Genomic DNA, 14994 nt, shown 5'->3' on the forward strand with positions numbered 1-14994 from the left:
ACGGACGCGGTCCGGTCAGATCGGCGCCCGCGGGCTCAGTGCAGACCGCGTAGGTCGGGCTAAGGAACGAAGCCCGACACGGTGCTCGACACAACCGCCGTTTTGTCGGGCCTCCTAACGTCGGCCCGATCTACGGTGGCCGCCTGCCTCTGGGCCGCGCCAGGTCTTGTTCACAGCCGCTCAGTGCAGTTGCGCTGGCGCGTCGCTGTAGATGAGCTCTTCCATCTGGCTGTGGGCGGACTCGCGGCCGGGGCGATTCATCAGGACCAGCAGCACGACCCACTTCAGCTCGTCGACGGAGACGGCGGTCTGTTGGATGGCCATGGCGCGGTCGACGACGAGCTCGCGGCTGAGCGGGTCGAGGATGCCGCTTTGCTCCAGAAACAGCAGCAAGCCCCGTGCCTCGATGTCGAGCTTGGCGCATTCACCCGGCGTGTAGACACGCATGGCGCCCGCGGTGCGTGGCGGATACTCGGTGGCGTCCATGTGGCTCGCCAGTTCGTCGAGCCAGGTCAGGGCGTGGCGGATCTCGCCGTTGGAGAAGCCGGCGCGCGAGAGCTCGGCCTCCAGCTCGTCCTGATCGATGGGCGGGCGAGCGTCGCCGTCCAGGTAGTTTTCGTAGAGGTAAATCAGGACGTCGACCATGTTCTCGTTCATGCTGACTCCTCGTGTTATAACGGGGGGCCTGCTCGGGCAATTCGGACAATGGACGGCCGTCTTGCTCAGCTTTGGCCAGGCTCCATCCGTTCGGTTGTCTGTCGACCGCCACGCAGGCTGTAACGCCCGCCCGGATGGGAAACCACGTGACCCTGCAGCTCCAGCAGCAGGAGCATGGATGCGATCTCGAACGCCGGCAGCCCGGTGCGGGCGATCAAATCGTCCGGTGCAAGAGGATCATACCCCATGCACGCCAAGAGCCGGTGATGATCGGCGTCCAGTTCCGTGGTGTCCGGTCGGTCGGGTTCGACGGGGATGGCGGAATCGCCCGCCTCGTCGAGATACTCGCCGAGCTGTGCGCCGAGCTCCTCCAAGATCTGGGTGGCGCTGTCCACGAGCTTCGCGCCCTGGCGGATCAGCGCATGGCAGCCCCGCGCCAGCGGATTGTGGATCGAGCCCGGCACCGCGAACACCTCGCGCCCTTGCTCGCTCGCCAGCCGCGCGGTGATCAGTGAGCCGCTGCCCACGGCCGCCTCCACCACCAGGGTGCCGAGACTGAGCCCGCTGATGATGCGATTGCGCTGCGGGAAGTTGCTGGCGTGCGGCCCGGTGCCGGGGATGAGCTCGCTGACCAGCGCGCCATTGTCGGCGATGCGCCGAGCCAGGTCGCGGTGCGCGGCGGGATAGACCCGGTCCGGTCCCGTGCCGAGCACGGCGATGGTGCGCCCGCCCGCCAGAGCACCCTCGTGCGCGGCGGCATCGATGCCGAGCGCGAGGCCGCTGGTGACCACCAGGCCCAGGCCAGCGAGGTAGCCGGCAAAGTCTCGCGCCGTCTCCAGACCGCCGGCGGTGGGGTTCCGGCTGCCGACAATGCCGATCTGCGGCTCGTTCAGCAGGGCCGTATCGCCGCGCACGAATAACAGGGGCGGCGGTCCGCCGATCTCGCGCAGCAGGCGCGGGTAGCCGGCCGTGTCCGGGGTAAGCAACTGTGTACCCGCATGCGCCAGCCAGGTGAAGGTCGCCTCCAGCTTGTCGCGGTCCGGGGCGCCGATGGCGTTGATGGCGGCGTTGGACAGGCCCGCGTCCGACAATGCCGCACGGCCGGCCTCGCGCACCTCGGCCGCGCCGCCGAAGCGCTCCAGCAGTTGCGCGATGCGACGCGGTCCGACGCCCGGGGCCAGCGCCAGCGCCAGCCAGTGGGTCAGCCGCTCGCGCTCCGCCGGTTTCATGGCCGCGGCCGCCGCTGTGGGGAGCGGTGCGGGGAGTCGATGCCGGCTGTGCTCACGCGCGCCTCCGCGGCTGTCAGAGGGCTTGTGGCGGGGCGACTATCTCGCCCACGTGCATCGCCTTGTTGGCGAACATCACCAGGGCGAAGCTCACCTTCGGGAAGACGCGAAACACCATCACGACACCGGAGCGCGAGTCCGGCACGATGTACTGCTCATCGGCCCGCGAATAGCGGCGCCGGAGCGGCAGCGGGTCGTTGGGGTCCGGTCCGTTGCGCGCCCAGCCGTCCGGCTGCCAGTCGCCGTTCCAAAATGACACGTTGGCCGGTGATTCGTTGCGCCAGTTCCAGGCGCTGCGGTGCCCCTTGACGGGGTCGCGTCGGAGCTCGCCGCCGCGGTAGACCGCGAGCACCTGGCCCACCGCGATCCGGTCCCGTGCGCCGCGGTTCAGCACCACGACGTCGTACTGGCCGATCTGTGAGACGCCGTTCAGCACCGAGATGATCTTGCCGCGGGTGCCCGGCGGAGCCGGCACCGGGAAGAAGCTGCGGATGGGTTCCTCGTCACGCGCCGGCCGCACGCGGTCGCCGATCTGGACCTCCTTGTTCGAGCGGGTGATGACCAGCGTGGCCGGATCGCCCAGCTGCTCGAGCCGCGCCGAGGCGACGGAAGACGCCTCGTAGCCCAGCAGCTCGTCGGTGTCCGGGTCGCGGTAAGCCTCGCCGGGACGCAGCACCTCCCAACGGTCCTTTCCGGCACGCAGGATACTGCGCACATAGACGGTGTTGCCGAGCCCGCCGATGATCTGCTCCTCGGGAAACCCCACCACGTATGGGGCGTCGTCGATCTCACGGGCCTCGGTCACCACCGGGCGGGACAGGAACGGTGCCACCGCATCGAGCGGGATGGTCGGGATCTCGCGGTCCACGTCGGTCACCCGCACCCGTGGCGAGAGCTTGACCGTGCGCATACCGCCGCCGCCGGCACGCTGGATGCGAGGGCTGCCGTCACTGTAGTCGACCACCAGGACGTCGCCGGGATAGATGCGGTTGGGGTTGGCGACACCGGGGTTGGCGTGCCAAACGTCCCGCCAGCGCCAGGGCTCCCGGAGAAAGCGTCCGGCGATGTCCCAGAGGGTGTCGCCGGGCTGCACGACGTAGCTTTGCGGATGATCGGGGCGCAGGGGGCCTTGTGCCGAGGCATCGATCGGCCCCAGGAAGATGATCCCCGGGAGCGTGATGATGGCCAGCAGCGTTGACAGTCGCAGGTGGGCAGGGTGCTGGCGCCACATGGCTGCTTCTCCGGGCTCGTTCCGGGGTCCTTCTCCGGGCTCGTTCTCTGGGCTCGTTCTCTGGGCTCGCTCCGATCTCACTCGGGGCTCGGCAGGCGGGACCTCTGAGATGGCCGGCGACGTCGCTGCAAGCGTTTGGCGCGAAGGCATTTTCCCTGCCTGCGCCTAAGGTCGGAGGGCCCCGTCGATGGTGTATCATCGTCATAGTAGCGCAATCGTTGATTGTTGTATTCCAGAATTAGCAAGTTTCGATAACGTCATGGCAAAATTGGAAATCCTTACTTTTCCGGACGAGCGCCTCAGGCGTCGTGCCGAGCTTGTCGAGCGCGTGGACGACGGCGTCCGCCAACTGGTGGACGACATGCTGGAGACCATGTACGCCGCACCCGGCATTGGCCTTGCGGCCGTCCAGGTGAACGTGCCCAGGCGCGTCGTGGTCATCGACACGTCCGAAGACAAAAACGAGCCGCTGTGCCTGATCAACCCCGAAGTCGTCGAGCGCAGCGGTGAGGAGCAGATGGAAGAAGGCTGCCTGTCGGTGCCCGGCTACTACGAGACCGTCACCCGGGCGGAGCTCGTCAAGGTGCGTGCGCTCGACCGCGACGGCGAGCCCTTCGAGCTGGAGACCGGCGGCCTGCTGGCGGTGTGCCTCCAGCATGAGATCGACCACCTGGAAGGGCGCCTCTTCGTGGACCACATCTCGTCGCTGAAGCGCCAGCGTATCCGCAAGAAGCTGGAGAAGGAGCGCCGCCAGGCCGCGGAGCCGGCATCCGCGGAGGGGCGCCGCCGGGTCATCTGATCACCCTGACCGCGCCCCGACTGCATTCCTGGAAGCGTCCTGGCCGCGCCCCGACCGCGCGCCCAGGCCCACCGAGGCCGACCGACGAGCGGCCCCGGTGCGCCGGTGCGACGCTCGCCAGCCGCCACCGTGCCTGTCGCCGCAGCGGCGCCCCGACCTGCGCGGCGGTGCGCTGTCTCGATGACAGCGGACCGTAGCGTCGCAGAACCCATCGCCCAGACCAACGAAGTTTCCCCTGTGACCAGCACGCCCCCCGCCCGCATCCTCTACGCGGGCACGCCCGAATTCGCCGTACCGGCCCTGTCCGCCCTCATCGCCAGCGCACGCGACGGCGCACACGAGGTCGTTGCCGTCTACACTCAGCCGGACCGCCCGGCCGGTCGCGGCCGGCGGCTAACGCCGTCGCCGGTCAAGCAGCTTGCGCTCGACGCTGGTCTGCCGGTGCGGCAGCCGCCGACGCTCAAGGACGCCACCGCGGCGGCGGAGCTTGCGGCCTGGAGCGCGGATCTGCTGGTGGTGGCCGCCTACGGGCTGATCCTGCCGCAGGCGGTGCTGGACGCGCCCAAGCGGGGCTGCGTCAACATCCATGCTTCCCTGCTGCCGCGCTGGCGCGGCGCCGCGCCGATTCAGCGCGCACTGCTGGCCGGTGACGCACACAGCGGCATCAGCATCATGCGCATGGAGGCGGGGCTCGACACCGGGCCGGTCTACGGCCTCTCGCCGCTGGCCATCGACGCCACCGACACCGGCGGTAGCCTGACCACGCGCCTCGCGGCACTCGGTGCCGAGGCGCTGTTGGCGGCCCTGCCCGGCATCCTCGACGGGTCCGCCACGCCGACGCCCCAGGACGATGCCGCGGCCACCTACGCCCGCAAGCTGACCAAGGACGAGGCGCGCATCGACTGGCTTCGGCCCGCGGCGGAGATCGAGCGCGCGGTGCGGGCCTTCGACCCCTGGCCCGTCGCCCAGGCCCGCCTCGGCGACGAGGTGCTGCGCATCTGGGCGGCGTCCGTGGCGGCCGATGTCTCCGCGCGCGGCGAGCCGGGCCGCGTGCTGGCGGCGGGCGCTGACGGCATCGATATCGCCACCGGCGACGGCGTGCTGCGCATCACCGAGCTGCAGCCGCCGGGTAAGCGGCGCATGTCGGCCCGCGACTTCCTCAATGCCCGCCGCATGGACGGCGCCCTGCTTGGCTGAGCCGAAGCGTCCGCGCGCCGGAACATCGCCGCGGCATTCGGCCGGCGCGCGCCCGCGCCGCAGCGGCGCCGGACACGGGGCCGGGCACGGGGCCGGCGCGGGCGCGGAGGTGCGCGCGGCAGCTGCCCGCGCGGTGCACGCGGTGCGCGTGGATGGGCGCTCGCTCACCGTCGCGCTGACCGCCGCCGGCGGCGCGGTCGCGGCCCGCGACCAGGCCCTGCTGCATGAGCTCTGCTACGGCACGCTGCGCCTGCTGCCGCGCCTGGAAGCCCTCGTCGCTATACTGCTGTCGCGGCCGCTTCGCCGTGCCGACCGGATTCTCTACGCGCTCATGGCGGTGGGCCTCTACCAGCTCGTCTCGACCCGCATTCCGCCGCATGCTGCGGTGGCGGCGACGGTGGACGCCACGCGCGCGCTGGGCCGGCCGCGGGCGGCGGGGCTGGTGAACGCCGCCCTGCGCCGCTTTCAGCGCGAGCGCGACGCGCTGCTGGCGCGCGTCGGGAACGCCCCCGATGATCCCGCGCTCTTCCCGGATTGGCTGGTGGCCCGGCTCGAGGCCGCCTGGCCGGCGCACTGGCGGCGCATCATCGCCGTCAGCAACCAGCGCCCGCCCATGGTGCTGCGCGTCAACCGTGGTCAGTGCGAGCGCGCCGCCTATGCTGCCGACCTCGCCGCCGCCGGCATCGCTGCGCGTCCCCTGCCGGGCCTGGACACCGCGCTGTTGCTGGACAAGCCAGTGCCGGTGCTGCGCCTGCCGGGCTTCGCGGGCGGCCTGGTGTCGGTGCAGGATGCATCGGCGCAGCTGGCCACGGTGCTGCTCGACCCCAGGCCGGGCGAGCGCGTGCTGGACGCCTGCGCCGCCCCCGGCAACAAGACGGCGCACCTGCTGGAGCGGGCCGGCGGCGCGCTGCAACTGACCGCCGTGGACGTGGATGCCGAGCGGCTCGAACCACTGCGCGAGAACCTGGCCCGGCTCGGTCTCGCGGCGACGGTACTGACAGCCGATGCACGCGAGGCCGGCCCCGACTGGCCCGGCGCGCCCTATGACCGCATCCTGCTGGACGCCCCCTGCTCGGCCACCGGCGTCATCCGCCGGCATCCGGACATCAAGTACCTGCGCCGCGAGGCCGACGTCGCTGCGCTGACCGCGACGCAGGACGCCATCCTTGCCGCACTCTGGGGCCTCCTGCGCCCGGGTGGACGCCTGCTCTATGCCACTTGCTCGGTGCTGCCGGACGAGAACCAGCAGCGCATCGCCGCCTTCCTGGAGACCCACCCCGATGCACGCGAGCTGCCGCTGACGCCGCCCCCCGGCGTTGCTGATACGGTTCCCTGCGCGCCGGGCCTGCAACTGCTGCCCACCGCTGACGGCGGCGACGGCTTCTATTACGCGTTGCTGGAGCGGGCATCGTGAGACGGTGGCCCTTGCGCATGGGCGCCGCGGCGCTGCTGGCGATGCTGCTGGTCATGGCCGCCGTTGCCGCACCGGCGCGGGACTTCAAGGTGGAGCAGGTGACCACGCGCCTGGATGACGGCATCTACGTCATGGACGCCAACATCCGCTATCGCTTCAGCGACCGCGCCCTGGATGCGCTCGACAACGGCGTGCCGCTGACGGTGGAGGTGCACATCCAGGTGCGGCCGGTGGCAGACTGGATCTGGCAGGAGAGCCTGGTGGACCAGCGCCTGCGCTACCGCATCCGCTACAAGCCACTGTCGGAGCGCTACCTGGTCTCGCAGTTGCCCGGTGAGCAGGGGCGCACCTACGTCAGCCGCGATGCCGCACTGACGGCGCTCGGCGAGATTCGCGGTCTGGCGCTGCTGAGTCGGGATCGCCTGGAAGACGATCAGGCTTACGAGGTGCAGGTCCGTGTCTCGCTGGACATCGAGGAGCTGCCGCTGCCGTTGCGCCCGATCGCCTACCTGTACCCGTCCTGGAAGCAAGCCAGCAAGTGGTCCAAATGGCCGCTGACCCCCTAGGGCCATCGTACCAGCGGCCGCCCCGCAAGGTCTGGAAGCACCCGGGCGCCTTCGCCGTCGGGCTGTTGGTGCTGGCGCTACTGGTGGCGCTGCACCTGATGAGCAGCGCCGTGCAGAACTCCGATGCCCTGAGCCGCGCCTTCGTGCCGCTGCTGCTGGTGGTGCTGGCGGGCCTGGTCGCCCTGGTGCTGATGGTGGGCTTCAACGTGACGCGGCTGGTGAACCAGCGCCGCCGCGGTGCCCCGGGCTCGCGGCTCACGGCGCGCATCGTCGTGCTGTTCGCGCTGATCTCGCTGCTGCCGGTGGGCGTGGTCTACTACTACTCGCTGGGCTTCCTGCTGCGCGGCATCGACAGCTGGTTCGATGTCGAGATCGACAGCGCCATGGAGGACGCCCTGGCGCTCAACCAGGCCTCCCTGGACCTCAATCAGCGCGTGCTGCTCAAGTACACGCAGCAGTTGCTCGGCGGCATCGAGGACCGCTCCGCCACCGCGCTCACCCTGACCCTGGATGACCTACGCCGGCAGGCCGGTGCGCTGGAGCTGACGGTGTTCGACCCGAACGGCCAGGTGATGGGCACCGCCATCGACGACCCCACCCAACTGGTGCCCAACCACCCTGGGCGTGAGATGCTCCAGGGCGTGCGCATGGGCGTGGACTACGTGGCGCTGGAGACCGCCGAGGACGGCGCGCTGGTGGTTCGGGTGCTGGTCAACGACCCACGCGCACGGCGCATGATGCTACAGGCTATCTTCCCGACCTCCGAGCGCATCGGCGAGCTGGCGACCAAGCTGGAAAACGCCTACAACCGCTACACCGAGCTGTCCTACCTGCGCCGCTCGCTCAAGCTGAGCTTCTCGCTCACGCTATCGCTGGTGTTGGTATTCGGCCTGATGGCGGCGCTGCTGGCGGCCTTCGGCACCGCGCAGCGGTTGGTGGCCCCGGTGGCGGACATCGCCCGCGGCACCCGCGCGGTGGCGGACGGCGACTACGAGCAGCGCCTGCCGCTGCCCTCCCAAGACGACGAGCTGGCCTTTCTGGTGGCCTCGTTCAACGCCATGACCCGCCGCATCGCCCAGGCCCGCGACCAGGCGGCGCGTAGCCAGCGCGCGGCGGAGGAGCAGCGGGCGTACTTGGAGACCGTGCTCGGGCGGCTCTCCAGCGGCGTCATCGCCTTCGACGAGCGGTTGCGGCTGGTGACCATGAATCCTGCCGCCCGGCACATCCTCAGGCTGCCCGACTACGAGGAGGAAGGGCTGGCCCTGGACACGCTGGAGCAGTCCTACCCGCGGCTTTTGCATTGGGGCGAGACAGTGCGCAGGCACATTGCCGCCGGCACCGAGTGGCGCGAGGAGGTGACGCTGCTCGGCGCCGACGTGCGCCAGGTGCTCATGTGCCGCGGCAGCCCGCTGCCCGGTGCCGCCCCCGGTTTGGAGCGAGACAGCGAGCGCACCGGCCACGTCGTGGTCTTCGACGACATCACCACGCTGATCCGCGCCCAGCGCGACGCCGCCTGGGGCGAGGTGGCGCGCCGTCTCGCGCACGAGATCAAGAACCCGCTGACGCCCATCCAGCTCTCGGCGGAGCGCCTGCGCCACAAGCTGCTCGCGAAGCTCCCCGAGTCCGATGCGCGGGTGGTGGACCGCGCCACCCACACCATCGGCCAGCAGGTGGAAGCGATGAAGGCGATGGTGAACGATTTCGCCAACTACGCCCGCTCCCCGGAGATGCAGGACGAGCCCTTTGCGCTGGACGCGCTGATCAGCGAGGTGCTGGAGCTCTATCAGGGCGCCAAGGTACGCATCGTCGCCGAGCTCGGCGCGCCCGAGGCGAAGGTTCGGGGCGACTCCAAGCGCCTGCGGCAGGTGATCCACAACCTGCTGAAGAACGCCATCGAGGCGCTGGACGGTCATGCCGACGGCCATGTGCACGTGTCTACCCACTACGCTTTCAGCGACGAGACGCCCTCCATCGAGATCGGCATCGAAGACAACGGCGGCGGCATCGATCCCGCCCTCATCGACCGGCTGTTCGAGCCCTACGTCACCTCCAAGTCCAAGGGGACGGGGCTCGGGCTCGCCATCGTCAAGAAGATAATTGAGGAACACGGCGGTATCATCACGGCAGAGAACGTGAAACAAGGGGCACGCTTTACGGCCAGACTACCCGTCTGGCGCGAGACGCCCACCGCGTCGTCGAGACCGCTGCGCCGGGTAGGAGAGACATGAGCGCCACCCATATCCTCGTCGTCGACGACGAGCCCGACATCCGCGAAACGGTGCAGGACATCCTCGAAGACGAGGGGTATACCGTCACCAACGCCGAGAGCGGCGAGGCCGCGCGCCATGCCTTGCGCGAGCGCCGGCCGGATCTGATGCTGCTCGACATCTGGATGCCGGACCTCGACGGCATCAGCCTGCTCAAGGAGTGGGACGAGGACGAGGGCCTGCCGTGTCCGGTGATCATGATGTCCGGCCACGGCAACGTCGAGACCGCCGTGGAGGCGACGCGGCTTGGCGCCTACGACTTCCTGGAAAAGCCGCTGTCCATGGCCAAGCTGCTGCTCACCGTGGAGCGGGCGCTGGAGGCGGACAAGCTCGCCCGCGAGAACGTCGGGCTGCGCCGGCGCGCGCCGCTGGTGCAGGAGCCCGCCGGGCGCTCGGCGGCCATGCAGCGGCTGCGCGAGCAGGTCAAGCGCATCGCCCAGCACGACACCTGGGTGCTCATCACCGGCGAGCCGGGCAGTGGCCGCGAGACCTTCGCGCGCTTTCTGCACTCGCAGAGCGCCCGGCGCGAGCGGCCCTTCGTCGACCTCGCGGTATCCGCCATCACCCGCGGCAACGCCGCCCTGGAGCTGTTCGGCAGCGAGGAGGGGGGCCACGTCCACTATGGCAGCCTGGAGCAGGCCGCCGGCGGCACCCTCCTGCTGGACGAGGTGGCGGACATGGACCTGGAGGCCCAGGGTCAGCTCTTGGGCGCGCTCGATACGGGCTCCTTCCTCCGCGTCGGCGGCAGTGAGCCCGTGACCATCGACGTGCGCATCATCGCCGCGACCTCGCGCGACCTGAAGGAAGAGGTTCGCGGCGGCGGCTTCCGGGAGGACCTGTTCTACCACCTCAACGTCGTGCCGCTGTCGGTGCCGCCGCTGCGTGAGCACGCCGAGGACATCCCGGACCTGCTCAACTACTACGTGGACTACTTCGCCACCCACGAGAAGCTGGCCTACCGTCGCTTCAGCGTCGGGGCGCAGAACTTCCTGCGCAATTACAGCTGGCCGGGCAACGTGCGTGAGCTCAAGAACCTGGTGCAGCGGGTGCTGATCCTGGGTGCCGGCGATGAGATCACGCAGACCGAGGTGGAGTCTGCACTGGGCTCGGCGCCGCCGGTGCCGACCCAGCCACTGGAGGGTATGGTGTCGTTCGACCAGCCGCTGCGCTCCGCCCGCGAGCAGTTCGAGAAGGCGTACTTGGAGTACCAGCTCGAGAAGCACGCCGGCAACGTTTCCAAGATGGCCAAAGAGGCCGGGATGGAGCGGACGCACTTATATCGGAAACTTCGTTCCCTCGGCATCGAGATCAAGGAACGTAGATGATCCAGCATGGCGCTCCGGCAATAGAGGGCCAAGGGCCAATGGCCAAGGGCCGGACGGTTTCCGGAGCTCGGCGCTCGGCCCTTGGCGCTCGCCCCTTCCTGTTCGGCCCTTCCTCGTGAAGATTCTGATCCTTGGTGCCGGCCAGGTGGGCTCGTCCGTGGCCGCGAACCTGGTGAGCGAGGCCAACGACATCACCGTGGTGGACGTCGACGCCGGCCGGCTGCGGGAGTTGGCCGACCGCTTCGATCTGCGCACCCTCCAAGGGCATGGTGCGCACCCGGACGTGCTGCGCCGCGCAGGCGCCGAGGACGCGGAGATGATCATCGCCGTCACCAACAGCGACGAGACCAACATGGTCGCCTGCCAGGTGGCCTACACGCTGTTCCATACGCCCACCAAGATCGCGCGGGTGCGCTCGCCCGGCTTTATGGAGCAGGACGCGCTGTTCGGCCCGGGCGCGCTGCCCATCGACGTGCGCATCAGCCCGGAGCAGCAGGTGACGGACTACATCCTGCGGCTCATCGAGAACCCCGGCACGCTGCAGGTGACGGACTTTGCCGGCGGCCGGGTGCGCCTGGTGGCGGTGCGCGCGTACTACGGCGGCCCGCTGGTGGGCCACGAGCTGCGCACCCTCTACGACCACATGCCGCACGTGGACGCGCGGGTGGCTGCCATCTACCGCCACGACCGCGCCCTCCAGCCCGAGGGCAATACCGTCATCGAGGCGGACGACGAGGTCTTCTTCGTCGCCGCACCCCGCCACATCCGCTCGGTGATGAGCGAGCTCAGGCGCCTGGAGAAGCCCTACAAGCGGCTCATCTTCGCCGGCGGCGGCAACATCGGGACGCGCCTCGCGCGTGCCACCGAGAAGCGCTACCGGGTCAAGGTCATCGAGCACGACCTGGACCGCTGCAAGCACATCGCGGAATCCCTGGAACGCACCATCGTGTTGCACGGCGATGCGGCGGACGAGGAGCTGCTACTGGAGGAGAACGTCGAGGACACCGACGTCTTCTGCGCCATCACCAACGACGACGAGGCCAATATCCTCTCCGCGATGCTCGCCAAGCGGCTCGGTGCGCGCAAGGTCATGGCGCTCATCAACCGCACCGCCTACGTGGACCTGGTGCAGGCGGGGCCCATCGACATCGCCATCTCGCCGCAACAGGCCACCATCGGCAGCCTCTTGAAGCACGTGCGCCGCGGCGATGTGGTGATGGTGCACTCGCTGCGCCGCGGCGCCGCTGAGGCCATCGAGGCCATCGCCCACGGCGACGAGGGCTCCAGCAAGGTAGTCGGCCGGCCCATTGAGGCCATCAACCTGCCCAAGGGCACAACCATCGGCGCCATCGTGCGCGGCGACGAGGTCGTCATCGCCCATCACGACACCGTCATCGAGTCCGAGGACCACGTCATCCTGTTTTTGCAGGACAAGCTGCGGGTGCCCGAGGTCGAGAAGCTGTTCCAGGTGGGCGTGACGTTTTTCTGATCGATGGCTTTTGGCCCGATGCAGACGCCTGAACAGCGCCAAGGGCCGAGAGCCGAGGGCCAGGACGGCACGAATGGGTCGTGGCGCCTGGTCCTCGGCCCTCGGCCCTCGGACCTTCTTCGATGGTGAAACACTTCGCCTCGGTGCAGAAGGTCCTGGGCCTGCTGCTGATGGTGTTCAGCGCCAGCATGCTGCCGCCAGTGGCAGTGGCGCTGATCTACGGCGACGGTGGCGGGATGCCTTTCTTCGATTCATTCCTGGTGATCCTGGGCGCTGGCATCCTCATTTGGCTGCCGGTGGCTCGGGTGCGCGAGGAGCTCAGGGTACGGGATGGATTCCTGGTGGTGGTGCTGCTTTGGGTGGCACTCGGCTTGTCCGGTGCGTTGCCCCTGCTGCTGTCACCGGAGCCCCACCTGTCGGCGACGGATGCGGTGTTCGAGTCGCTGTCCGGGCTCACCACCACCGGTGCCACCGTCATTCTCGGCATCGACGAGCTGCCGCACTCGGTGCTCTGGTACCGCCAACAGCTCCAATGGCTGGGCGGCATGGGCATCATCGTGCTGGCGGTGGCCGTGCTGCCAATGCTCGGCGTCGGCGGCATGCAGCTTTACCGCGCGGAGACGCCCGGGCCGATGAAGGACACGAAGCTGACGCCGCGCATCACCGAGACGGCCAAGGCGCTGTGGCTCGTCTATCTGTGGCTCACCATCGCCTGCGGCCTCGCCTACTGGGCCGCGGGCATGTCGCTCTTCGATGCCATCGGCCATGCCTTCAGCACTGTCGCCATCGGCGGCTTTTCCACCCACGATGCCAGCATCGGCTACTACGACAGTACCCCGATCGAGATGATCGCGGTGGTGTTCATGCTGCTCTCCGGGGTCAATTTCGCGCTGCACTTCGTGGCGCTGCGCCGGCTCGACCCGCGCGTCTATGCGCAGGACAGCGAGTTCCGGTTCTACATCTTGCTGATGGCGGTCAGCACGGTGATCGTCACCGTCGCGCTGTTCCGCACCGACACCTACATCGACTGGGAGGAAGCCTTCACCAACGGCCTGTTCCAGGTGGTCTCGGTGGGCACCACCACCGGTTTTACGACGGCGCAGTTCTATAACTGGCCGCCGTTCATCGAGATCATGCTGCTGTTCCTGGCCTTCGTCGGCGGCTGCGCCGGCTCCACGGGCGGCGGCATCAAGCAGATCAGGTTTCTATTGCTCATCAAGCAGGGCATGCGTGAGATCGGCCGGCTCATCCATCCGAGTGCACAAATGCCGGTGCGCGTGGGCGACAAGGTCATCAGCCACCGCATCGTCGATGCCGTCTGGGGCTTCTTCTCGCTGTACGTGGCCGCGTTCGTGATCATGTACCTGGCGCTGGCGGCGACGGGTCTCGATCTGCTGACCTCCTTCTCGGCGGTGGCGGCCTGCATGAACAACCTGGGGCCGGGCCTTGCCACCGTCGGTGCGCATTACTTCGACATGCACGACGTGGGCATCTGGATACTCTGCTTCGCGATGCTCCTGGGGCGGTTGGAGGTCTTTACGCTGGTCGTGCTGCTCACGCCGGCATTCTGGCAGCGTTGAGTCGGCTTCCCGGCGAGCCTGGCGCCGGTCAACCCGCGTGCCGTTGCCACCAGGCTGGCAGATGGCCCACGGTGTCGAACACCGCATCCGGGCGAACATCCCCGTGCAGATCGGCGGGGCGGAATTTGCCCGTGCGCACCAGCGCCGCCTTCAGTCCCGCGCGCTGCGCGCCGGCCACGTCGCCGCGGATGTCATCGCCGATCATCAGTGTCCGCGCGGGCAGGCTCCCCACCGCGGCGACGCCGGTGTCGAAGAAGGCCGCCGCCGGCTTGCCGAGCACCACGGGCTCGATGCCGGAGGCGTATTGCAGCGCCGCCACGAAAGGCCCCGCGTCCAGTTGCAGCCCGCCCGCGGCGTGCCAGTACCGGGTCATGCCCAGCGCCAGCAGCCGCGGCGCCGGCTTGGCCACCAGCAGCCGGAAGGCCCGGTTCAGCGTCCTGAAGTCCCAACCCTCGGCGAGGTCGCCCACTACCACCGCGCCGGCGCCGCGCTCGGCGTTCGCCGGCAATAGGTTGAGCCCGGCGAAGTCCACCGCGGTGGCGGCCGGTGCGAACAGTGCGATGTCCTCGATGCCCTCCGCCCGCAGCCAGGTGCACGCGGCCGCCGGCGGCGCCAGGATCTGCTCGGCTGCCACCTCGATGCCGAGCTGCGCGAGCTTCTCGGCGATGGCTGCCCGCGGCCGCGAGCTGGTGTTGGTGAGGAACAAGTGCGGGATGCACTCGGCGCGCGCCCAGGCGACGGTCTCGGCCGCGCCCGGAAGCAGCGTGTCGCCCTGATAGAGGACACCGTCGAGGTCAAAGAGAATGGCTTGCATCTCAAGAGGGGCTAGGGGCTAGGGGCTAGGGGCTAGGGGCTAGGGGAGCGCTTCTCCCAATTTTGCTTTCGTTGTCGTTGTCGTTGTCGTAATCGTGACCTCAGCCGCGCGGATATTCGATCACGACTCCGATTATGACAACGACGGAGCCCGGTCTTGAAATTTCCGCGGCGCAGCCCCAACGCCTGTCACCCTGCACCGGGTTTACTGCCATCGACTCAGCGTCGCATCCTATGTTCCTCGGGCGCGGCCTTTCGGGTAGGTGAGCGCCGCGAAAGCCACAGTGCGCGCCCCGCCTTCCGCTCGTCCAGCGGCATCCCCAGGTACACGTGCAGGCCGGGGCGACGCATGAATTTGCCTGGACGGCGG

12 protein-coding genes are annotated in these 14994 nt (G+C 69.1%); 8 read left to right on the plus strand and 4 right to left on the minus strand.

All coding sequences use genetic code 11. From position 1 onward, the window contains the following. Nucleotides 1-180: 180 nt before the first annotated feature. The 3 genes from LJE69_RS11105 to LJE69_RS11115 form a co-directional block, all read right to left on the minus strand. Entirely contained in the window at nt 181-657 is a 477-nt protein-coding gene (locus LJE69_RS11105; protein WP_296924905.1) for a DUF494 family protein, read from the minus strand. A gap of 65 nt (nt 658-722) precedes the next feature. Beyond that, complete coding sequence (dprA, locus tag LJE69_RS11110; RefSeq protein ID WP_296924907.1) at nt 723-1886, minus strand: DNA-processing protein DprA; 1164 nt, start codon at nt 1884-1886, stop codon at nt 723-725. A gap of 73 nt (nt 1887-1959) precedes the next feature. Further along, nucleotides 1960-3174, minus strand: a complete 1215-nt coding sequence (locus tag LJE69_RS11115) for a LysM peptidoglycan-binding domain-containing protein (RefSeq protein ID WP_296924909.1) — start codon at nt 3172-3174, stop codon at nt 1960-1962. Between the two features lie 259 nt (nt 3175-3433). Here LJE69_RS11115 and def point away from each other — a divergent pair, with 259 nt between their 5' ends. From def to LJE69_RS11155, 8 genes are all read left to right on the plus strand, one after another. Further along, on the plus strand, nt 3434-3973 hold the full coding sequence (def, locus tag LJE69_RS11120; protein WP_296924911.1) for a peptide deformylase: 540 nt from the start codon (nt 3434-3436) through the stop codon (nt 3971-3973). Between the two features lie 237 nt (nt 3974-4210). After that, complete coding sequence (gene fmt, locus LJE69_RS11125) at nt 4211-5170, plus strand: methionyl-tRNA formyltransferase (protein ID WP_296924913.1); 960 nt, start codon at nt 4211-4213, stop codon at nt 5168-5170. Between the two features lie 109 nt (nt 5171-5279). After that, nucleotides 5280-6584 carry a 16S rRNA (cytosine(967)-C(5))-methyltransferase RsmB gene (rsmB, locus tag LJE69_RS11130; RefSeq protein WP_296924914.1) on the plus strand — a complete coding sequence of 435 codons (1305 nt, stop codon included), beginning with the start codon at nt 5280-5282 and terminating at the stop codon, nt 6582-6584. After that, on the plus strand, nt 6581-7150 hold the full coding sequence (locus LJE69_RS11135) for a DUF4390 domain-containing protein (protein ID WP_296924915.1): 570 nt from the start codon (nt 6581-6583) through the stop codon (nt 7148-7150). Before rsmB ends, LJE69_RS11135 begins: the two co-directional genes overlap by 4 nt. Further along, on the plus strand, nt 7132-9378 hold the full coding sequence (locus tag LJE69_RS11140) for an ATP-binding protein (RefSeq protein WP_296924916.1): 2247 nt from the start codon (nt 7132-7134) through the stop codon (nt 9376-9378). Before LJE69_RS11135 ends, LJE69_RS11140 begins: the two co-directional genes overlap by 19 nt. Next, nucleotides 9375-10742, plus strand: coding sequence for a sigma-54 dependent transcriptional regulator (locus tag LJE69_RS11145; protein ID WP_296924917.1), 1368 nt, complete (start codon nt 9375-9377; stop codon nt 10740-10742). The genes LJE69_RS11140 and LJE69_RS11145 overlap by 4 nt, the downstream gene beginning before the upstream one ends. A 115-nt stretch (nt 10743-10857) precedes the next feature. Then, nucleotides 10858-12231: a Trk system potassium transporter TrkA gene (gene trkA, locus LJE69_RS11150; protein WP_296924919.1), complete on the plus strand. Its 1374-nt coding sequence runs from the start codon at nt 10858-10860 to the stop codon at nt 12229-12231. 122 nt (nt 12232-12353) lie between these two features. Further along, nucleotides 12354-13811 carry a TrkH family potassium uptake protein gene (locus LJE69_RS11155; protein ID WP_296924920.1) on the plus strand — a complete coding sequence of 486 codons (1458 nt, stop codon included), beginning with the start codon at nt 12354-12356 and terminating at the stop codon, nt 13809-13811. 28 nt (nt 13812-13839) lie between these two features. Here the strand turns inward: LJE69_RS11155 and LJE69_RS11160 are convergent, their stop codons facing one another. Beyond that, nucleotides 13840-14625, minus strand: a complete 786-nt coding sequence (locus LJE69_RS11160) for a TIGR01458 family HAD-type hydrolase (RefSeq protein WP_296924921.1) — start codon at nt 14623-14625, stop codon at nt 13840-13842. Between the last annotated feature and the right edge of the window lie 369 nt (nt 14626-14994).

The sequence above is a fragment of the Thiohalocapsa sp. genome (assembly GCF_022340605.1).
GTDB lineage: Bacteria > Pseudomonadota > Gammaproteobacteria > Chromatiales > Chromatiaceae > Thiohalocapsa.